Raw genomic sequence first — 22859 nt, forward strand, 5'->3', positions numbered from 1 at the left:
CATAGATTCCAGTTTAAGGTCAAGTTTTTGATGCTGAGTCCAATTCAATCTGGGATTGAACCGCGTATACTTATTTTGTAGGCGCTTACAGTGTCTTCAAAATATGGTGACTGGGGTGATAGTGATGGACACAGGTTTAAGAAGCTTCAGGAGCAGGATGAAAATCTTAGCATGGATTATGCCACTCTTGCTGCTGTGGGGAATTATGTATACACCGCCAGCGGCAGAAGCGGCCGTGACGGGCTATGTAACGCGATCAGGCAATCAGCTGCAGTTGGATGGACAGCCGTTTCGGTTTAGCTCGGCCAATATTTATTGGCTAGGCTTGGATGAGAATGTACCGACCAATGGTACGATCGATTTCCCAACAAACTTCCGAGTAGATGATGCACTCGCAACGGCCAAAGAAATGGGAGCAACCGTTGTGCGGTCACACTTGGTAAACTCATTTGGTTGTGCCAAATGTATTATGCCAACACTCGGCAATTACAACGAAGCCGCTTGGCAGAAGGTAGATTATGCCATTAAAGCCGCAGGAGATCAAGGCATCCGTCTCATTTTACCAGTTATTGATATGTATAATTACTACCATGGCGGCAAGAAAACGTGGACCAAATGGTACGGGTATCCGGATGATGGCGTTATTTACACCGGCTACGAGTTTTTCAGTGATGCGAATATTATTACAGCGTTCAAACAACATCTGAGTGTCATGTTAAATCGGGTGAACACCTATACGGGAGTTGCCTACAAGAATGACCCGACAATTCTGGCATGGGAGACAGGAAACGAGCTAGGCTGGTTCGACAATCCGACGCAATTGAAGAATTGGACGCAGCAAATTGCCGATTACTTGAAACAGCAGGACGCTAATCACTTAGTAGCTGATGGGAATTACGGGATTGCCGATGCCCATTTGACGATTTCAAGTATTGATATGTATTCGGATCATTTCTATACATGGGGGAATAAAGGATTATCCGTCCCAGTTCTCCAGACCCAAGCCAATAAAGTTAGAAATGCTGGCAAAGTCATGTTCGTCGGCGAGTATGATTGGAAAAGCGAGCAATTCGGCACTTTGGCCGCTTTCCATACGGCTATCGAGAATGACAGTGTAATCGCAGGTGACATGTACTGGGCATTATTTGGCCATAACGACAATTATGGCTATGTACAGCATCCAGATGGCTATACGGTCCACTATCCAGGTGATACCACTTTCATGCGCACACAAGCACAGCAAATGAGGAATCATGCTTACAAAATGCGAGGCATCACAACGCCTCCTGCACATGGCATTCCTGGTGCACCTACCATTACAGGTTCCACAACCTCTGGTGGTAAATATGTGCTGAGCTGGCGCGGTTCTGTGCCTTCTGATAAATATACCGTCGAACGCTCCACAGCAGGCAGCAGTGGCCCTTGGACTGTCGCATGCAATCAGTGCGTCACCGATAATCAAACACCTTGGACCGATACAGGTTCAACGGCAGGTGCAGCAACCTGGTATAGAGTCAAAGGACACAACTTATCTGGCACAGCTGGCGCTTATTCAACCGTGTATGCCATATCGGGTACACAGCTCCAAGCACCTGGAAGCTTTACGCAATCTGCTCCAGCCAGCGGAGCAACAAGTGTGAATGTGACACCATCGTTTACATGGGGCACCGCCACTAATGCGGCTACCTATACACTTGTTGTTGCCGATAATACGTCGTATTCAAATCCGGTTATCAATGTGAGCGGGCTTACGAACACAAGCTACACGCCTTCCAATGTGCTAACGAACAACAAAACGTACTATTGGAAGGTAACCGCTGTGAATAGTACCGGCTCAACGAATGCCTCCAACTCGGGCATTGCGTTCACAACAGTGGCACTTCCAGCGCCAACATCGACGGTTGATAATTTCGATGGCTATGCCTCCGATGCAGCATTGCAGGCCGCCTATGTGAAAAACGCTAGTGGCAACACCTTCACGATGACCCGTGAAGCAACGACGAAGGATGCAGGCGCGTATGGCGCCAAAATCGTCTACACCGTCAATGCAACGACTAGTTATGCAGGTGCTGTACACACGCTCAGCAATGCCAATTGGACGGGTAACACAAGCTTCAATCTATGGGTGAAACCAGATGGATCCAATCGTACGTTAACCATCCAGTTCAAGGAATCCAATGGTGAATTATGGGAAACCTATTATACCCTTGCCGGTACGACGGCAACGACGTTGTCCATTCCATTCACGAGCTTCCAGCATCCAGGTTGGTATAGTGGAGGCAATGGTGTCATTGATTTGGGCTCCATCGCAGAAAGCAATCTCTATATCAATAAAGGTTCAGGTGCAGATGGCAGCGGCACCATCTATGTAGATTCCATTAGCCTAGGCAATGGTTCAACACCTCCACCGCCAACGACAGTTATCATCGATAACTATGAAGGCTACGGTGGTTCTAATCCGAGCGTGCTTGCGGCTTATGTGCGTAACACGGATGGAAATGCGATTACGCCAACTTTAGACGGAACGAATAAATCGCAGGGCTCCTATGGCTTGAAGTTAGCGTACACCATGGGGACTCCTAATTTTGCAGGCGTTGTGCATAGCATTAGTCAGAACTGGTCAGGTAAAACAGGTATTCAGTTGTGGTTGAAGCCAGATGGGTCAAACCGTACCTTAACCATTCAGTTCAAAGAACCGAACGGCGAGCCGTGGGAAACCACGTATACGCTATCTAGTACAACAAGCGGAACAATTCAATTCCCGTTCACAGCTTTCCAACATCCACCTTGGTACTCGGGAGGCAATGGGACGAAAGATTTGGGTTCCATATCTGAATTTAACTTATATGTGAATCAAGGCTCAGGTGGAACAGGCAGCTCCACGATTTATGTGGATGATATCCAAGCTTATTAAGCAGGAGTAATCGTGATCACAACTGAAGCCGTCATACGGAAAATCCGTATGATGGCTTTTGCCTATATGATAGAATGAAGGGGACCAGAGTTGTATGCTGGAATGCCCTCAAGGGTGGGATGAACATGATCCGCATCGTGGTTGTTGAAGATGAGAAGGCAATTCGATTGGGTATCGTAAGCATGATTGAGCATATGGAGCTTCATGTTAGCGTGATGGGTTCGTTCGCAAATGGCTTAGAGGCGGTTCAATTTCTGAGCAAACAAGCCGTAGATGTCATCCTTACAGATATCTCAATGCCAAGGATGAATGGGTTCGAACTTGCAGAGCATGTCCGACTCATGTATCCGGAAACCAACATCATTATCTTGAGTGGTTACAATCAATTTGATGATGTACGTCATGCGCTGCGTTCAGGAGTCAGTGATTATTTAGTTAAACCCGTGAATAAGAAGGAGCTTCACCAAGTACTACAGAAGCTGATAATTCAAAGACAGCAAGAGAGAATACGCAAGGGGCAAACGACAGATTTGTTGTTAAAAAGCTATTTAGCAGGCGAGATGAAGATCGATCAACTAGAAGTGCTCTGGGAATCGTTCTCGACCTTTAGCGGATGTGCCATACCTTGTGTATTTGTCGTGTGCAAAGCGAAGCAAACCATACCCTCAACCCATTCACAGAGGTCACTTATGGGCACATCCCTGCCTGACATGATGGCATGCACACTAACACCTAATCTGCATCTGTACATCGTATTTGGCGTAGGAGATATCCAGGCGTTAGCACAAAATATCGGAGGAGATGAAACGGATGTACGAGGCGTATCCTCCGTCATTTCGCGCTTCGAAGACTGGCCAAGAGGATACTCGGAAGCGATTTCGGCTTATTGCTTGCAGTGGCATAACGGAGATAAACTTCGTATCATTCCTTATTTAGAAGCTAATTACCATCGCTCTGAAATTACCATAATGGTATCTCAGATCGATTCTTTATTGCAGAATTCCACGAAGTGGATGGACCGACAGGAACTGAATAAATTAAAAGACCAGCTTTATCTAAGAGCGAGACGCATTCAGATTCATTGGTCTGATTTGTGTCGTGTACTCGGCTACTTATTGTATCAGCTGCGAATGCGTATTTCGGATGCGACCCATCGGTCTCTTCATCCTCAACCCGATGTGAACGAGCTTGAACTGCAGTTATGCGAGCATACGGTTTTGCAGGATATCTTTCATGATATTTTTGACAGGATGGATCGGATGTTAGGGGACATGGAACTGGAGCCCGGCGCCTATGAACGTAAAGTGGTGAGCACAGTCAAAAAGATCATTGAACAAACCTACAATCGTGAGATTGAATTGTCAGAATTGGCGAGTCAAGTGTATTTAACAGCTAACTATGTTAGTTTTCTTTTCCGCAAAGAAACAGGAATGACGATTACCGAATACATGATTGATCTTCGAGTTACGAAAGCCAAGGAGCTGCTCCTTAACCAGTTGGAAATGAAAACCTATGAAGTGGGGCAAGCCGTTGGCTATCCCGATGCTGCTTACTTCAATCGTCTATTCAAAAAGGTTGTAGGAACCACGCCTCGCATGTACAGGGAACAAACGCAGATTACACCAATACCCAATTAACCATAATGGACGGGAGGACAATAGAGTCCAATAAAATGCCAAGCCAGTACATTTCAACTGCCCAATATCCCTCCTATAATTAAAATGATACAACATGTAGGATGCGAGGGGGATAACGTTATGCAGTTGAAAAGCATGTGTGCGAAGCTTGTAGTTGCCATGCTGGTGGTGTCCATGCTCATGAGCGGATTTGTAGGCACGCCAGAAATGAAAGCGGAAACAAACTCCGTGCTGAACCACTTTATTACCCGATCTGGTGATAAATTGATGGATGGCGCCAATGATTTTCGCTTTATAGGGGCGAATGTACCCACATTGACGATGGTTGAAGATGGCTATTGGCAAGTACCCACAGAATGGGAGCAGCGAGATGCGTTTGAGGCTTTGAAGCAAATGGGAGCGACTGCAACGAGAACGTATGTTCTTTCGGTTAAAAAGGATACCGATTACCCAGGCATGATACGCCATGTGATGGGGCCAGGACAATTCAATGAGGAGGCCTTCGTTGCGTTAGACCGTGCCCTTGCCCTTGCCAACGAGTATGGGATACGTCTTATCATCCCATTTGTTGATCAATATGAGTGGTGGGGTGGAATCGGCGAGTATGCGAGGTTCAACGACAAGAACAAGAACAAGGAAGCATTCTGGACGGATCCGACGATTAAACAAGATTTTAAAGACACAATCTCGTATGTATTGAATCGTAGAAATACGATAACAAACGTACTGTACAAGGATGATCCTGCCATCCTCGCTTGGGAAACAGGTAATGAATTAACACCGCCAACTTCGGCATGGACGACAGAAATGGGGAATCACATTAAGGGTATTGATTCGAATCACCTGCTCATTGATGGCAAATATGGGATTGACCCTGCCTCATTAGAAGAAAGTTCGCCGATTGATATTGTAAGTAATCACTATTATCCAAACCATTATGCCAGCTTTGCTGATCAAGTCAATATCGATAAGAATTTGTCCAGAGGGAAAAAACCATTCTATGTAGGAGAATTTGGTTTCATTCCAAAATCAGAATTAACCCAATTCTTGAACAATGTGATTGAAAAGGGTACAAGTGGTGCTTTGATATGGAGTCTACGGTATCACAGTGAGGATGGCGGCTTCTTCCGACATACGGAAGGCACGTATGGCGGGACATTTTATGAAGCCTACAAGTGGCCAGGATTTCCGGCAGGAGAGCAAGGCTTTGAAGAAATGTCAGTGCTAAATATTCTTCGGGATAAAGCGTATGAAATTCGCGGAATTGCAACGAAGCCAACGCTACCAGTGCCGAATGCACCTGAAATGCTTCCGATTGATACCGTTTCTCGTATCGGTTGGAAAGGCTCAACAGGGGCAACATCTTATACGGTTCAGCGGTCTGTGTACGAGAATGGACCTTGGGACATTGTCGGCGCTCAAGTCTACGACGCTTACAGAACTGATTTATTTGACGATATGACCTCTGTGACAGGTGCGACCTACTTCTATCGAACGAAAGCTCGAAATACCGTGGGTGAATCCACGTACTCACCAGTCGTAGGTCCAGTCATTGCCAAACATGCCATTCAGGATGAACTCATCGATTATAGCAAAATGTATCAATTCTCAACCGATTTGAAATTTACGACAGATGATCTGGATCCAGCTTTATTCGGTGGAGATCATTATCGACTAAAATTGCAACCGAATGCGGCTGATCAATTCGTAGCGTACGCGCTTCCTTCGACACCAACGAATTCGAGTGAATTGCGAGCTTTATCATTTAAGACGACTGCATTCCGGAAGTCGAATCATCCGAATACTGAATTCAAGTTCTGGATTTCTGCGGATGGTACTAATTACACGGAGTTTCAGGTAGAGAAATCGGATGTTGGCGGTGGTGAGTGGCGTCGAATTGTGTATAGCACGAATGCGCTGCCAGTGTCGGCGAAGTATTTTAAAGTAACCTTCCCGCAAGGGGATGGAGAGTCTCAGCTAGGCGATATTGAAATCGTATACAATCACACAAGTGGCGAAGAGCTCCTCTATAAAGAAGCAATTTCTAGCGTTGCAATCACGAATGGCGTTCTGGCAGACGAAATGAATAATATGCTGAAAATGGCAGATCACTCGCCTAATCTAGGCTTCGAGTCTGGTGGCGCGTATTTTGGCAACGATTTGAAACGACTCGTACGAACAGCTAATACGGCAGAATCATTCGTGTACAAAACGGCAGGGGATATGAATTATTTCGTCATGACGAGCTTTGCTAGACAAGAACCAAGTAAGTACCGACTTCCCAATTTCACCTTTTTAACATCGCCAGATGGTGAGCACTACACGAATGTTAGCCAAGTTCAAGTAGATGAAGTGCCAGGCGAGGGTTGGTGGAGCCGTATGGTATACACCGCATACACGTTGCCAACTGGAACGAAATATTTGAAAATCGTGTTCCCTGTTATTCCAGCGAACTTCGCTTCCGAGTATTGGAGTCCACAAGTAGGGCGTATTCAAATTGGTGTAGGTTCAGAAAAGTTAGAGCCGCCTTCGAATGTGAAAAGTGATAGTATTGAAAACTTTGAAAGCTATACAGGCTCGGATACTATGCTCAAAACTGCTTATGCCGTGAATACATCCGGTTCACCACTCCAATTAAGTTTGGATAACGTTCATAAATCCGAAGGGAATTACGGTTTGAACTTGACCTCATCGCTCAATAAAGGCTGGGGGGGCATGGAAAAGCAAATTACCAATTCGGATTGGTCGGGCAGCAGCGGTATCTCTTTCTGGGTACAGCCTGCAGAAGTCTACACTGGCATATCTATTCAGTTCAATGAAGGAAGCGCTACGAAAGGTGAGGTTTGGAAAAAAGATATTGGGGTATCTGGCAGTGAACCGCAGCTCATTCAGTTACCTTTTAACCAATTTTATGTGCCTGACTGGTGGAAAAACTCGCATCAAGGTGTAGGGAATAATGTGGTAGATCTTTCGTCTATTACGACATTTAGTATTAATATCGATGGAGTAGCCGATGTTCCACGCTCCATCTACTTGGATGATTTCCGGTTGTATAAATCACCTGTTGTAGACAATTACGAGGACTATGGTTCGGATCATACGAAGCTGCAAGCTCAATATCAACGCAATACGAGTGGAGATCCGATAACGGCAACTCTCGATGCGGAGACGAAGCAATCAGGGGCATATGGGCTGAAGCTTGCCTTTGATTTGACTGCTGCGAAAGGATACGCGGGTGTAACCAAAACCATCGGAGGAGCGGATTGGTCGGCCAACAACGGTGTCCAGCTATGGTTGAAAGCAGGGGAGGCCGGGCGCGGTGTTACGATTCAATTGAAAGACGCCAGTGGCGAGTATTGGGAAGCCAAATTGTTTCTAGAAAATACGGTAGGATCCCTTATTCAAATACCATTAAGCGCTTTTCATTTGGCTGGTTATCAGAATGTACCCATGAATGGCATACTTGAACTTGCATCCATGAAGGAGTTCTCCATTTATGTAGACAAAGGTTCGAATGGCAATGGGGCTGGTACGCTGTACGTAGATGATATTCAAGCTGTTTCACTACGTGAGATTGATAACTTTGACTTCTATTCAAGTGATGCACAGGTATTGAAAGATTATGTGAAAGATCCGTGGGGAGACGAAATTACGGCTTCACTCGAGGATGGAACGAAGCAAGCGGGGAAACATGCGCTGAAACTTGCCTATACGTTGACAGATGAGAAAGGCTATGCGGGAGTCAAGCGCACACTCGGTGATCTCAACATATCCAACGGTGGTAATGCTCTTTCCTTTTGGCTGCAATCAAATAAAGCAGGGCATGGTCTGACGTTCCAACTGACCGAAAATGATGGCGACATTTGGGAAGCGCAAACGACGATGACTTCTAAGAGTGGAAGTGTTGTCCAAATTCCTTTTGGTGGATTTGCTCGAAATAAACAATGGTCAAAAGGTGATGGCAAACTCAATCGTGCAGCAATTGCATCCTATGCCATTTTTGTTAATAAAGGAGCAGGGCAAGCCGGAGCGAATACCATTTACATCGATTCAATTGCCGTTGATCAAGTCCCAACGATTGATGATTTTGATTATTATGGCGGCGGTGAACTCGTTTCAGGCGGTACTTACACGACGAACCCTTGGGGGGGAGACGTCAAGTTGACACCCGTTAGTGATTATAAGGAAGGGGGTCCAGCTGGAGGTAAGTATGTCTATGACTTCAAATCGTCTAATTTTGCCGGCGTAAACAAACAACTAGGTAGTTTGGATTGGCGCGAGTACGAAGGTATATCGCTATGGTTGAAGAAGGATGCCTCCAATAACCGATTGGTTATTCAATTCTTAGAGTCAGATGGTACTGGATGGGAATCCAATATTATGTTAGATAATAATAATTCAGGTGTATGGAAGTTGCCATTTAATCTGTTTACGAAAGCATCTTGGAGTAGTGGTGATGATGTTATTGATCTTGACGCGGTAAAAGAGTTTTCGATTTATGTGAATCAAGAAACAAAAAGCACGCCTACACAAGGTACACTGTACTTCGATTCCATTAAGGTTTATAAGGCAGGGGAGGAACCGAATCCTGTAGATCCAGTTGACCCAGTAGATCAACCATCATCCGGTGGTTCTATGCCTGCACCAAGTATAGTTGAGAAGGAAGATCAAGTGGAATTTACGAATGAGGCATTCAAACGCCAAACAATTACAAGCTCCGAAGGTAAAGATGTGCGTCAAGCCATCATCCAAGAAGAGGATATGAAGAAGGCCTTGGAGCTTCTATTGAAGAAAGACAAAGGGACCCCATTAGTCTTCACTTACAGCGCTGCGGACATTGATGAAGTCGTGATCCCAAGTGCAGTTTTGTCGAAGGCATTCGCAGCAAATCCAGAGTCGTTAAATAACACAGTATTCATTTTGAAAAGTGATATAGGCTCGTATGAAATTCCTTTACGCATCCTTTTGAATCCAGCAGTGCTTAAAGCTTTGGGTACAGACACGGAGGGAGCTCTGCACATTGCCATCACACCTGTGTCCCCAGAGCAAACTGAGGAAGTTCGCAAAGATGCTGAGAAGCAGGGAGTAACCCTTATCGGTACGCCAGTTTCTTTCCGCCTTCAGGTGTCTAATGGAGGCAAACAAATTGAGATTGATGATTTTGGCTCTTTGTTCGTCAATCGAAGCATCATCCTGGATGGCACTGTCGATCAGCGTACAGCTACAGTTGTTGTCTACGACGAAGGAACGGGCACGCTGATGTTTGTTCCAGCGTCATTCCAAACACAGGATGGTGTTCAAGAAGCAAACATCCGTCGAAATGGCAATAGCGTGTACGCAATTGTCTCCCATCAAGCTCATTTCTCAGATGTTCCGCTTACACATTGGGCTCAGTCTGCGATTGAAACCTTAGCATCCAAGCTGCTGTTGACTGGCGTGACGGATACGACGTTCGCACCAGACCGAGCGGTCACACGTGCCGAGTTTACCACGATGCTAGTAAAAGCCTTGGGCATCGTACCGTCAAAAGCCGCACAAGCTAAATTCAGTGATGTAACCGCACAAGACTGGTATGCCTCCGTGATCCATGCTGCAAGTGAGTTAGGTCTCGTAGATGGCTTCGAAGACCATAGCTTCAAGCCGAATGCGACCATCACAAGAGAGCAGATGGCTGTCATGCTTAACCGAGCGCTGGCCTTAACGAAGCTGTCTCAAACGGTGAAACCAACTGCAACACTTTCGTTCACAGATGCTGCAACGATATCCTCTTGGGCAGAGGAATCCATTCGTCTAGCAGCAGCCGCAGGCTTGTTAAGCGGTAATCCAGACGGATCCTACCGACCTCAAGCTGTTGCAACGCGTGCGGAATCTGCCATTGTCTTTTATAACTTGCTGCATAAGCTCGAGATTGTAAAATGAGTGAAATGGGGGCTTCGGCCCCCATATTTTACCTCTAATCCACTGAAAAGTGGAAATACAGTACAAGGAAAAACAAATGCGTGCCATTTTACTCGAGACAAGGACGTTTTATAATTTAAATGTAAGCGCTACACAAACTAGTTCATTGGGGGAAATAGGATGAAGAAGACATTAGTAGCCACAACATCGATTTGTTTACTTGCCACTTTACTCGCAGCATGTGGATCTGAATCAACAACGACAACAGCTAGCCCATCACCTGAAGCTAAAGCTACGACGGCAGCGGCTACTCCAGCTGCAGCGACAGAAGCTCCCAAAGCAGCAAATCCGAATGATGATATTAAAGGTAAAATCGTGTTCGCAACGAACCGTACAGACTTAATTGATACGAAGCTGAAAGAATATAAAGCAGCGTTCAAGAAGAAATACCCGAATGCTGACGTGGAATTTGAAGCGCTGAAGGATTATGAAGCCGCTATCAAACTACGCTTAGCTACGGCGGAAGTTCCTGATGTTGTCATGATTCCGAACATTCCGAATACACAGCTCCCTGATTATTTTGCCCCGCTGGATGATCTTGGTCTGAATGATAAAATTCGGTTTAAAGACTACAAGACAGCTAACGGCGGTACCTATGGTCTCGTAACGGGCGGTTCCACAACAGGGATTGTTTATAATAAAAAAGCATTCGCTGACGCTGGTATTACAGCGCTTCCGAAGACATTGGATGAATTCTATGCGGCCTCTGAGAAGTTGAAAGCGAAGGGAATTGTTCCGCTTGCAACTAACTACAAGGACAAATGGCCACTCTACACATGGCAGCACGTAGCAGTAGCGATGTCTGGTAATCCGAACTTCTGGAATGATCGCATCAAGCAAGAGAATGCTTTTGACCCGAATGGTGCTTTCGCCAAGTCCTTAGGCATCCTCAAAACGATGATCAGCAAGGGCTACGTTGAGAAAGATATCAACTCCTCTAACTGGGAGCAGTCCAAGAAAGATGTAGCCTCTGGTAAAATGGCGATGTACCTGCTGCCGAACTGGGTTATCCCGCAAGTTATTGAAAATGGCACAGAAAGCGCGAACGTAGGCTTCTTCCCGATGCCATTCGATAACTCTGGTAAGTTGACTACACTAATGACACCTGATTATTTCTATGCCGTAAGCAAAAATAGCAAAAATCTGAAAACAGCAAAAGCCTTCGTTAAATGGCTCATTGAGGAATCCGGCTATGATGATTTCGCTGGCTTCATTCCAGCTTTAAAGGATAAGAAGTCCTCTGTGACACAATTGTCAGACTTCCTAGCAACAAAAGATTTGAATTTCGTTGAAATCGCAGCGGATAACAGTGACGCAATGGCGATTCAAAACAAAGCCCAAATCGATCTGAACGATATTGCACAAGAGGTTGCAGTAACGGATGTGGCCAAAGTATTTGATAAATACAATAAGAAATGGGTAGAAGCGAAGAAAGCGCTAGGCAAATAGGCGAAAACATAGGAGGGCTGAATGGGACTTGGGAAGCATTCGGCCTTTCTTTTCAAATTAACAAGCAATGAGGTATGGAGATGAGCTACCAACAACAAAAAATCACATTGATCGTATCCTTCCTAATCGTGCCACTCGTGCTGTTGCTGACTTTTACCTACTATCCGGCCTTGAGGCTCATTTATTTAAGTTTTACGTCATGGGATGGGTTAACTCCGGTCAAAACATGGGTTGGATTCCGTAATTATCAAGAAATCATGGGGAATATGGAGGTTTTCTATATTTTCCTCCATAATGTTGCTTACTTCGTAGGCGGCATTTTGCAGAATGTAGTTGCCTTTTTCTTCGCGGTTCTGTTAAACAGTAAGCTCAAAGGACGTAACGTGTTTCGGACCGTGTTATTCCTGCCCTACATTATGAATGGGGTCGCTGTAGCGTTCATGTTTGGCTATGTTTTTGATACCAACACGGGTTCCTTAAATTATTTCTTAAGTTTGTTTGGTATGGAACCTATTTCTTGGTTAGGTAAGCCCGGTCTAGTCAATATTTCTCTGGCTTCGATCAGTGCATGGAAGTTTATGGGGTTTAATATGGTAGTCTACTTAGGGGCTCTGCAGTCATTGCCTGAAGATCTCTATGAAGCAGCTAAAATAGACGGTGCACGAAGATGGCAAGTACTTCGCTACATTACATTACCTGGTATGAGGAAAATTATCGAGCTTAATCTGTTTCTGACTGTGATTGGGGCTTTGGAGGTATTTGACCTTCCTTTCGTCCTAACCAAAGGTGGCCCGTTGGCCGCAAGCAAAACGTATGTTCAGCAAACAGTGGAGACCGCGTTCCAATATAACAACTTTGGACTCGCTTCAGCGATGAGTGTCCTGTTGATGATCGTTGTCATCGTCGTAGTATCTGCACAACGGAGAATTGTTGGAGGAAAGGAGGAGTGACAGCATGAAAGCCAGACCGATGACAACGACATTGAAATATACGCTTTTGTCGTTCGCAAGCTTAATTATCTTTTTCCCATTGTATATATTGTGTGTCAATGCGTTTAAAGGAAGTAAGGAATACGGCTTGTCCAGCGCGTTTTCACTGCCGAACTCCTTTCTTTATTTCGAGAATTTCCGCATCGTATTTGAACGAGGGAATCTAGAGCAAGCATTTTTGAATACGAGCATTGTAATTAGCTTATCCTTGATCGGGAATATCGTCATGGGGACGATGGTTGCCTACGTGCTCGGGCGATTCAAATTTCCAGGCCGATTTCTTATTCTTGGACTTTATACCGGAGCAGCGATTATTCCTGTCATTACGACACAGGTAGCGATTTTCTCAATTATCAAATGGTTGGGTTTATTCAATACACATTTCGCCCCTGTGCTCCTGTACATTGGTGCGGACGTCGTTCAAATTTATATTCTTCTTCAGTTTATTCGGAATATCCCGTATGAACTTGATGAGAATGCCATGATTGAAGGATTATCCTTGTACGGCATCTTCTATCGAATCATCATTCCGCTGCTAACACCGGCAATTTCAACGGTCATTATTTTAAAAACGATCTCTATTTACAACGATATGTATACGCCATATTTGTATATGCCTTCGCAAAAATTAGGCGTAGTTTCCACGACTTTGATGAAATTCACAGGAACGAATAGCGCGGAGTGGCAATTAATATGTGCGGCAATTCTGATCATTTTACTCCCAACCGTCGTTCTGTATTTATTCTTACAACGGTATATCTTCTCGGGGATTACGAACGGTTCTGTGAAATAATACGTTTGCAGGACACGGTAACATGTAAGTCGAAATAGTAACCCAAGGCCCTTGCTAAGGAGCCATGGGTTTTCTTGGCTTTACAAAAGAAAGGGCTTACATTTCTGTTAGATAGCTGGGGGGAACCTGTTGTGTTAAGCGATATATGGCATTGGATTATCAGGCTATCACTTACTCAAAAGCTGATTACGGTTTTTGTTATTTTGATCACGGTGCCGATTGTTGCGATCTCGATGATCTCCTATTCTAGTTATTCTAAGTCTATAGAGACGAACACGGCTCTCTACGTGAACCAAATATCACAGAAAATTTTGGAGCGGGTTGACCAGTACGTATCTGATATTAAGCGTGTGACGGGTAGTCAAATTTATATGCAGGATATTCAGGAGTCGCTCGCCAATCCCAATAAAACGGTCGAAGAGAATAACCGCCTCCAGAACTTCGTCAAAGGTTTAAATAGTTTAAAGAATGATACGGAGTCCGTTTACATCTTTGATAATTATGGCAACATGTACGACAGTACCAAAAATGATACGATTCGGGCCGATATTCGGCAGCAGGCCGTAGATTTACGGCAGCAGGTGCGTAATGCCCAAGGGTCCTCTATTGTGATCTCTACCCAAAAAATGAGGATGGGTCAAACCGATAAATATTACTTTTCGATCGCGCGAGAATTGAAGAATACGAATTCCCTGGAAGGAATTGGAATGATTATCTTTGATTCTAGAATTCAGGTTATTGCAGATGCCGTGCGTGAACTAGATGCGGTAACCAAAGGCCGAACGATGGTAATCGATGATCAGAATACAGTCATTTACGATAGTGAGCAGAAATGGATTTCAACGAACGTAGCAGGCAATGATCTCGTACAGAAAGCTGTTGGTGCACAAGGAAGTTTTAAGGTAACGATCGAAGGGAAGACGTATTTGACCTCTTATACGACTTCTGAAGTGACGGGCTGGAAACAAATCGTTCTTATTCCTGTGGATCATCTAACAGAGGAAACAAGGGTGACACGGGATTTCACGATGATTCTCGTGTTACTCTCGATCACCGTCGCCTTAGTGACATCCGCCATTATTGCAATTGCGTTGACGCGGCCGCTAAGGACGCTGATGAGGACGATGAAGCAGGTGAATAAGGAAAATTTGGATGTCCAAATCTCCGTGAAGTACTCGGACGAATTTGGCATACTAGCGAAGCATTTTAATAATATGATTAGAAGAATTAATGAGTTGGTGGAAGAAGTCTATCAGACACAGAATCGCAAACGTGAGGCAGAACTGAGGTCGCTGCAACATCAAATTAATCCTCATTTCATCTATAATACGCTGGAAGTCATACGCATGACGGCGGAAGTAAAGCGAGATTATGAGATCTCAGAAATGACCTACAATTTAGGCGAATTGCTGCGATATGGCATATTGCGAGGAACGGATCAGGTGACGATAAAAAAGGAGCTTGATCATTTAGATCAATATCTTGCGCTCCAAAACTTTCGTTTCTCAAAGGACATACAGCTTGCTATGAACATCAGTCAGGCGCATCTCAATTACCCCGTTATTAAGCTCTTATTTCAGCCGATTGTGGAAAATGCGATTTTGCATGGGTTTGAAATGAAAGAAGAGGATTGCCTCATCACGATTAGTTCCTACGAAGATAAACAGGCGATCTATTTCACGGTTAGGGATAATGGGTGCGGAATGGAAGAGGGGCAACTGCGAATTATTCGAAACGCAATGCTAGGTGTGCAGCAAGAAAATCGTTCAAACATCGGGATTGCCAACGTGAATGAGCGTATCATTTTGCAATATGGTGCCCCTTTCGGTTTACGCGTGGACAGTGAAATCGAAGTTGGCACAACGGTGACGATTGTCTTGCCCATACTAGAGGCATGGAAGGAGAGTGCATGAGATGACGATGAAAATGTTGATTGTCGATGACGAACAGCGGATTCGCCTTGGTCTGCAGGCCATGATTGAAGGAATGGGTTTACCAATAGAAATCATTGGATTATGTGCACATGGCATTCAAGCTTTAGATAAAATGAGCGCCTGGGAAGCGGGGGATTGCAAGGTTCTCCTCACCGATATCAAAATGCCCATGATGGACGGGATGAAGCTGATTGAGAAAACGAGAGCGGAGTATCCGGATGCGCATATTATTCTATTAAGTGGTTTTAATGAGTTTGAGTATGCCCGTCAAGCGATTCGGTTCGGTGTGGAAGAATATTTGTCGAAGCCAGTGAACAAGAAGGAATTATTTCAAGTGTTGAAAAGGGTTGGGGAGCGCTTGAGTGTGCCTGTTCAGGATGAACAGGAAAGCACTAATCACATGCCTGCTGAGCCTAAGGTGCACAAGAAGCAAATAATTGCGGATGTCATTCGCATGCTGGAGTCAGATCTCAATCAGGCTTTTGAGTTGAATGAGCTCTCTGCGAAAGTAGGGCTGAATCCTAGTTATTTGTGTAAATTGTTTAAAAGAGAAACGAACAAGACGATCACGGACTATGTCACGGACTTGCGAATGGTGAAAGCGAAGCATATTTTAGAGGATCACCCAGATGTGAAAATGTATGAAGTCGGCTCCCTTGTGGGCTATTCGGATCCAGTTTATTTTACGAAGTTGTTTAAAAAGTCAGTCGGCATGACACCAAAGGAATATCAAAGTGGACAGTGTGCTTTTGGCAACCATAATGCCTGTTTAGACTAAAGATTTTCTCTGATTCTTGCAGTAAAGTAAAGGTATGAAAGATTTCTGAGGAGGTTGTATAAATGAGCCAACAAGAGATTCAAATACCGGAAGCTGATGCTTTATTGCAAGAGGAGATCACGAGTGAACAAGCCCAATTTTTCCTGGATAATGGCTTTCTTGTCATTCGTAATGTAGTGGTTGGAGAAGAGCTTCGACGTTTACAGGAACAAACGATGGAGGCTGTAGAGATTGGGATGGCTGGAAGCGGTGATGAGGATTATTACTACCGTGTGAGGAAAAATGGTGAACGCAAATATTGGCGGACCGAGTATATTATCGACAAGCAAGAGGCGAATAAGGTGTTGCTTGCACATCCATTCATCTTGCGTTCTGTCGCGAAAATTCAAGGGATTAACTTCATTCCTACTTGGGATTCTTTAGTTGTCAAAATCCCGAATCAAGCGGCCAGCGTGCCTTGGCATCGCGATGCTTCAGTACCTGTGGGCTGTTCAGATCCACGACCGATTTTCAATGTTGATTTTTATATGGATGAAGCTGATCTGAAGTCCTGTTTGTGGGTAATACCTGGTTCGAATCATTGGGTGGCTGAGGTTGCCGAGGAGCGTATTGGGCGCCCGGGCTTCGATGTCAGCGATGCGGTACCCGTACCGATGAATCCAGGGGATGTGATTTTCCACAATATTCAATTGCTCCATGGTTCACCTGAAGGAGATGGCAATGCGCTTCGCCGTACAGTCTATTACGAGTTCCGTCCAGGTGAGATTGAAGCGGACTTTGGGCCGCATACGCTAGAGTATCTATCGTTGAAGCAGCATATGCTCGTTGATTGCATCGAAAAGCGCAAAGCAGCGCCCTATACGTCCGGAGAAACACCATATGACTATCAGCCAACAGGCGCATTTGCGATAGGGAAGAAGCAAGCGCCGAAGACTTACCGATATGCACATTCAGATTATTGGCGTGCTTAAATAAAGATGAGGCCGTTCCTCCGAACTAGTTAAGAATAGATCAAATTCGAACAAAACTGGGTTAAACTTTGCCCCGTTTTTTTCTTAAACATACGGCCGAATGTATGGACATCCGAATAGCCGACACGATCGGCGATTTCACTGAAGGATAAGCTGCTGTGTATAGCCAACTCCTTCGCCTTGTTGATGCGAATCCATGTCAGGTACTGCATGGGTGACATGCCGACATGTTGGCGGAATAAGGTCAAAATATAGTTTTTGCTCAGACCAGAAACGTCTTCCAATTCTTTAATTTGGATTTCTCGGCTGTAGTGCTCGGTGAGATAGTTCTTGATTAAGACGAGTTTGGGCATGGTGAGGGAGTCAGTCTTGGTGCGAGTCGTGTTGGATTCGATGGCTTGAGCGGCTTCAGCAAGAATCCGCATGAGTAAGCTTTGGCAATGCATCTGATGCAGGAGTCCTGGCTGGCGATAATGCGAAACAAGCTGAGACAACATCGTTTCCACCGGATGGTCCGCGAAATTCCCGAGCAGATGCTTATGTTTGAATAATTCCTCGTAGGGGAAAGATGACGTCCCAAAATGAAACACCAGTGAAATACACACATAAGGACTATGGTCCTCTTTAATAATCGAGTGGCGTTCATTCGGACGATGAAATAAGAGATCACCGCGGCGCGTCTCATAGGGAATATCGTTAACGGGATAGTGAGCAAAACCATCGACGACATATTGGAGAATGAACTGCGACATCTCTCGATTGCGTATCGCCCATCCCTGCGGGGCATGGAACATATGCGCTAACGTTATGTAGGGTGGAAAATGATAATCGGCAAGCATACCGATCGTTTCTGCCGGCTGCATGGTTGTCAGGTTGGGAGCCATGGGATCAGCACCTTTCTCAATGCTTATTATAGCATGTGAGGTTGAGTTTGCGGAGTGCCTTTGGCAACAGGAGGTGGGTGAGGGGAGAAAAATAAGGCCCTTCTGGGGCGTTAAAGCGTCCGAAGCGGCCGAAAAGCGAGCGCGGCGAACGGAATAGCGCCCTTTTAGGGCGCTAAAGTGAGTTAGCAGCTGCCGCGTGAAGAAATAAGGCCCTTCTGGGGCGCTAAAGCGCCTGAAGCGGCCGAAAAGCGAGCGCGGCGAAGGGAATAGCGCCCTTTTGGGGCGCTAAAGTGAGTTAGCAGCTGCCGCGTGAAGAAATAAGGCCCTTCTGGGGCGTTAAAGTGCTCGAAGCGGCTGAAAAGCGAGCGCGGCGAAGGGAATAGCGCCCTTTTAGGGCGCTAAAGTGAGTTAGCAGCCGCCGCGTGAAGAAATAAGGCCCTTCTGGGGCGTTAAAGCGCCCGAAGCGGCTGAAAAGCGAGCGCAGCGAAGGGAATAGCGCCATCGTGCTAGCCGCGCAGTCCGCCATGCAAACCAAAAAGCTTCAGCCCCCTTGGAGGCTGAAGCTCAAATTACTCCGCTACCTTCTGCATCTTCCCCGGATTGTTGATCTTATACGGCACGGGATGCTTGCTTAGTTTCTTAGCAACGATTTTGCACTCGAAGGTAACGGTGTCACCGACGGCGAGTTCAAGCTTTTTCAGCGTTGCGCTGTGGCTCGACCAAGCAGTGCCGATGTCCAAAGCTGGGTCTAAGATGGATACCGCTTCGTAGATAATCACTTCATCATCGGTATCCGAAAAATTGTTCGGTACAGTCGTAAACTCCGTAACCGTTGCTTTCATTTTCACTTTCTCTTCAGGAAGCTCCAGTTTAGGTGCTTTCTCTTTTTTTGTTTTTTCCTTAGCGGGTGCTTTTTCTACAGGAGCTGCTTGTCCGTCTTCGGAACTTACTTCAGCTTTAGCAGCTTTTGTTGCTTTGGCCGGTTTGGCTTCCGGCTCAGCAGCTTCAAGCTCGTCCGTGGCGGAAGCGTCTTCTGCTAACGCTGCTCCACGCTGGCTGTAATTCGCAGCCTGCATTTCCTTCAAATAAGAGGGGTGAATACAATGCAGCTGCTTTGTATCCAATTCAATGACTGCCGTCATGGGATCTACGAGACCCACAATATGGCATGCCACATTAAGGCTATTCCCTTTATAAAAGAAGGCTTTCGCTTTTGTTGCTTTTTCAGAAACTAATCCCCATTCTTTGCATTGTTCGATCAGCTCGGACTCTTCGTCAAAACGAGTAAACGCAGCTGGTTGAATCGCGAACGCATAATCCATATGTAATCAACCTTTCTATGTCAGCTAGAGGGAAGGCCTACTTCACTTCTTCTTCCGTATTTTCATCTTCCTCTTCCGATTCTTCGTCCTCGTCTTCTTCTAAGCGAAAATCATCGGTTTTTTCCCCATCTTCCCAGATTTCCACGAATAGTGCATCGCAATTTTCAAAATCGGCAGGCTTGAACGCAAGCGCTTTTTCCTCATCGGGACCGACATAAACATTCTCAAGTGTTTCCCCATCAAAAGAGAGGATGACATAAATTTTCATAATAAGGATGCCTCCAATAAGGTGATAAGCATTATTATAACATACCGAGTGAATTGTTCGCATGAAGAGCGATTGATCTTTCATATACATCTATATAGCCTGTATGTCTCGAGCGATCACAGGGATCGTTCAGGATTCGTCGACACTGGGATGTGAAGGAGGAGTTCGAAGGATGGCATTTCTAATCTTATGTGTCATAGGATGTCTGTCTGGTTTCTTGATTTTTAGAAGACATGTGATACCTCGCAAAACCGATCAAGCTCTCCATAAGGTTAAGCTATCTATTATTATTCCGGCTAGGAATGAAGCGGACAATCTACCCCACCTTCTTCACGCCTTGAAGATTCAAACTTTAGTGCCCTATGAAATTATTGTCGTAGACGATTTTTCGGATGATCATACGAAGGAAATTGCTGAACAATATGGTGTTACTGTAATCTCCAATCCGAGGCTGCCAGACGGGTGGACGGGCAAAAACTGGGCAGTCTGGAATGGTTATTCCCACGCGACGGGTGATCTCATTGCTTTTTTAGATGCGGATATCCGATTTGCACCTCGAGCGTTAGAATGTCTGGTTCATGCGCGAAATCAATTAGGCGGCGTGCTGTCCGTCGTTCCCTACCATTATACGGAGAATATTAGAGAGAGGCTGGCGCTCATTTTCAATGTGCTCGGCGTATTCGCATTTACTTCACCTTTTGAGAAAAAGAATACACAGAAGGGCCTCTATGGGTCCTGTATTTTGACGACTAGGGAAGATTATGAATCGATCAAAGGCCATGAAGGCATTAAGGCGGAAATGTTGGATGATCTGAATCTCGGCGCAACATATGCAAGTGCAGGTATCCCGGTCAATAATTTTATTGGCTATGGACTCGTTTCATTTCGGATGTACCCTCAAGGGATGAAAAGCCAGATCCAAGGCTTCGGCAAAGGCGCCGTTTTAGGAACGTCTAAGCTCAAAGCAGGCACACTTACACTAACGGCCATTTGGGCCGTCGGGCTGATTGTCTCTTCAGCATTTCCCTTTTTCCTAGCAACTTCATGGGGCATTCCGCTGTTGATTGGCTACTTCATGTACATGGTACAGCTCTTTTATTTTGTAAAATACGTTGGTATTTTTGGCGTTGTCACACCTGTTTTGCACGTTGTATCGACGTTGTTTTTCATTGTAGTCATGCTGTATTCGATGTATCAGGTCGTGTTTCTCGGGCATGTAGCCTGGAAAGGGCGGCAAGTTAAAGTAGGAAGCAGGCGAGAGCAATGATCATCTTGTGGACGCTTTGTGCTTTTGTATCAGGTGCGTTGATGTTTAGCTATTGGCTGGGTCGCTTGGCTCGGAAAAACCTCCAAACCGTTGGAGACGGCAACCCCGGAGCGCTCAATTTGTGGAAAGCAGCAGGGTATAGGCTGGGGATTGTCGGGATCTTACTCGATTTTGCAAAGGGATATGTAGTCATCTTACTGGCCGTTGAGGCTGGCGGGATGTCTGGGTACGGATTGATCCCCATCGCGCTTGCGCCGATTTTTGGGCATGCGTTTTCTCCATTCTTACGTGGAAAAGGGGGCAAAGCCATCGCTGTCACCTTCGGCGTCTGGAGTGGGTTGACACAGTTTGAGGTGTCCCTTGCATTGGCTGTTATTTTGGCAGTCATGCTGGGTGGAATGAAGGTCATCAACAAATGGAAACCCATTTCCTCGGAAGTGGATGGTCAGCAGGTTGTGATCGGGATGCTGCTCTTAGGCGTGTATCTTTATGTGAGGGATGCAGCGGCTGATCTGTTATGGGTTTGGGGCGGGAATACGCTTCTGATTATGTTGAAGCATCATAAGGAATTAAGGGCTTTGCTTCGTCGAAAGCGTAAGCAGGGGGAAGGGACTGGAGATTGACGTTTCACAGAATATCAACCTTTTGATAGGATTGCTTTGCTAATTATCAAGGAATTTGATATGTTGAAGATATCAATCGTGTAAAGCGTGAAGCACACGCCGTTAGCTCCCTTTGTTGGAGCTGGCGGCGTTTTTATTTTCGGAGGAGGTGGTTAGTATGTTTGAGAACGTGTATGAAGACTTTTGGTTGGAGCAAATTCGGCATGCAGAAGGTCAGAGACTGGAGATGCTGCGACGAGATTTAACGGGAACGAAAAAGCTGTTGGAGGCGGTGCTGCTACCTGTTCTCAAGACATTCGAAAGTTTGGAACTTGAATTTGAGATGTTAAGTTTGTCTGGCGTGAAGATATATGGGGGACGTGTGCCATCCCAAGCTGCGAATCGTGTTCGAGGAGGAAAATTTCATTACCCATGCCGAGAAAATCACGAGAGAGCGGTTCTCATTCGAAAGGGCGCGAGCACGTTCCGTTGCAATGCTGGGGTACACATACTTCCCGTACAGCCGAGATGAATTAGAGAAAAGACCAGAATTCTGCCAGCGGAATTTGTTCGAATGGATTGGCCGATTCGGCAGTATGGAGGGTGGCGTGTTGCACCAGTTGCCGGTGTACGAGCGGGAAGTGTTGAGACTTTCTTTGTTTAGCAATAAACCATTTGGATTAGCAGAAGTATGTGGCTGGCTCCAGCTAACGAAAGAGTCGTGCAGGAAAGTATTACGTGATCTGGAATCAAAACAGTTCATTTGCTCAGTTGGCGGGAGTGCGAGTAGATGCCATAAATTTATGATCACGGAAAAGGCGGTGGCACTTTTGCATCAACAAATGTGAGATACACGAAAAATTCGAGTAGCTCGGCCGTGCCAGCGCGAAAAGCAGCGAGATACACGAAAAATTCGAGTAACTCGGCCGTGCCAGCGCGAAAAGCACTGAGATACACGAAAAATTCGAGTATCTCTGCCGTGCCAGCGCGAAAAGCACTGAGATACACGAAAAATTCGAGTAGCTCAGCCCCGCTAGCATAGCGCCTACACGAAATGAAACAATCATACATACGCGCTCCCCCCCTTGGGAAA

The 22859-nt window shown here is 45.6% G+C and carries 16 protein-coding genes; 12 read left to right on the forward strand and 4 right to left on the reverse strand.

Annotated elements, in window-relative coordinates; genetic code table 11:
- Nucleotides 1-157: 157 nt before the first annotated feature.
- The 9 genes from AC58QT_RS00495 to AC58QT_RS00535 all read left to right on the forward strand — a co-directional run bounded on the left by AC58QT_RS00495 (nt 158) and on the right by AC58QT_RS00535 (nt 17423).
- Complete coding sequence (locus AC58QT_RS00495; RefSeq protein ID WP_497407282.1) at nt 158-2914, forward strand: carbohydrate binding domain-containing protein; 2757 nt, start codon at nt 158-160, stop codon at nt 2912-2914.
- A gap of 125 nt (nt 2915-3039) precedes the next feature.
- On the forward strand, nt 3040-4551 hold the full coding sequence (locus AC58QT_RS00500) for a response regulator transcription factor (RefSeq protein WP_497407283.1): 1512 nt from the start codon (nt 3040-3042) through the stop codon (nt 4549-4551).
- A 120-nt stretch (nt 4552-4671) separates the two neighbouring features.
- Entirely contained in the window at nt 4672-10470 is a 5799-nt protein-coding gene (locus AC58QT_RS00505) for an S-layer homology domain-containing protein (RefSeq protein WP_497407284.1), read from the forward strand.
- Nucleotides 10471-10629: 159 nt separating this feature from the next.
- Complete coding sequence (locus tag AC58QT_RS00510; RefSeq protein WP_497407285.1) at nt 10630-11958, forward strand: ABC transporter substrate-binding protein; 1329 nt, start codon at nt 10630-10632, stop codon at nt 11956-11958.
- 80 nt (nt 11959-12038) lie between these two features.
- Nucleotides 12039-12908, forward strand: a complete 870-nt coding sequence (locus tag AC58QT_RS00515; protein WP_497407286.1) for a carbohydrate ABC transporter permease — start codon at nt 12039-12041, stop codon at nt 12906-12908.
- Nucleotides 12909-12912: 4 nt separating this feature from the next.
- Nucleotides 12913-13740, forward strand: coding sequence for a carbohydrate ABC transporter permease (locus AC58QT_RS00520; protein WP_497407287.1), 828 nt, complete (start codon nt 12913-12915; stop codon nt 13738-13740).
- Between the two features lie 74 nt (nt 13741-13814).
- On the forward strand, nt 13815-15653 hold the full coding sequence (locus AC58QT_RS00525; protein ID WP_497407288.1) for a sensor histidine kinase: 1839 nt from the start codon (nt 13815-13817) through the stop codon (nt 15651-15653).
- A 1-nt stretch (nt 15654) separates the two neighbouring features.
- Entirely contained in the window at nt 15655-16452 is a 798-nt protein-coding gene (locus tag AC58QT_RS00530) for a response regulator transcription factor (protein ID WP_497407289.1), read from the forward strand.
- A 62-nt stretch (nt 16453-16514) separates the two neighbouring features.
- Entirely contained in the window at nt 16515-17423 is a 909-nt protein-coding gene (locus AC58QT_RS00535) for a phytanoyl-CoA dioxygenase family protein (RefSeq protein ID WP_497407290.1), read from the forward strand.
- 29 nt (nt 17424-17452) lie between these two features.
- Here the strand turns inward: AC58QT_RS00535 and AC58QT_RS00540 are convergent, their stop codons facing one another.
- From AC58QT_RS00540 to AC58QT_RS00550, 3 genes are all read right to left on the reverse strand, one after another.
- Nucleotides 17453-18307 carry a helix-turn-helix transcriptional regulator gene (locus tag AC58QT_RS00540; protein ID WP_497407291.1) on the reverse strand — a complete coding sequence of 285 codons (855 nt, stop codon included), beginning with the start codon at nt 18305-18307 and terminating at the stop codon, nt 17453-17455.
- 569 nt (nt 18308-18876) lie between these two features.
- Nucleotides 18877-19629: a hypothetical protein gene (locus AC58QT_RS00545; protein ID WP_310226607.1), complete on the reverse strand. Its 753-nt coding sequence runs from the start codon at nt 19627-19629 to the stop codon at nt 18877-18879.
- A 37-nt stretch (nt 19630-19666) separates the two neighbouring features.
- On the reverse strand, nt 19667-19897 hold the full coding sequence (locus AC58QT_RS00550; protein ID WP_497407292.1) for a hypothetical protein: 231 nt from the start codon (nt 19895-19897) through the stop codon (nt 19667-19669).
- Between the two features lie 172 nt (nt 19898-20069).
- Between AC58QT_RS00550 and AC58QT_RS00555 the strand changes: the two genes are divergently transcribed.
- The 3 genes from AC58QT_RS00555 (at nt 20070) to AC58QT_RS00565 (ending at nt 22298) form a co-directional block, all read left to right on the forward strand.
- Nucleotides 20070-21164, forward strand: coding sequence for a glycosyltransferase (locus AC58QT_RS00555; protein WP_497407293.1), 1095 nt, complete (start codon nt 20070-20072; stop codon nt 21162-21164).
- Nucleotides 21161-21787 (forward strand): glycerol-3-phosphate acyltransferase, encoded by a 627-nt coding sequence (locus AC58QT_RS00560; protein ID WP_497407294.1) that lies wholly within the window; start codon nt 21161-21163, stop codon nt 21785-21787. The genes AC58QT_RS00555 and AC58QT_RS00560 overlap by 4 nt, the downstream gene beginning before the upstream one ends.
- Nucleotides 21788-21944: 157 nt before the next feature.
- Nucleotides 21945-22298, forward strand: a complete 354-nt coding sequence (locus AC58QT_RS00565; RefSeq protein ID WP_497407295.1) for a hypothetical protein — start codon at nt 21945-21947, stop codon at nt 22296-22298.
- Nucleotides 22299-22573: 275 nt separating this feature from the next.
- On the opposite strand, the gene AC58QT_RS00570 is transcribed toward AC58QT_RS00565, so the two are convergent.
- Nucleotides 22574-22837: a hypothetical protein gene (locus AC58QT_RS00570; RefSeq protein WP_497407296.1), complete on the reverse strand. Its 264-nt coding sequence runs from the start codon at nt 22835-22837 to the stop codon at nt 22574-22576.
- Between the last annotated feature and the right edge of the window lie 22 nt (nt 22838-22859).

Source organism: Paenibacillus sp. J31R109, from assembly GCF_059692055.1.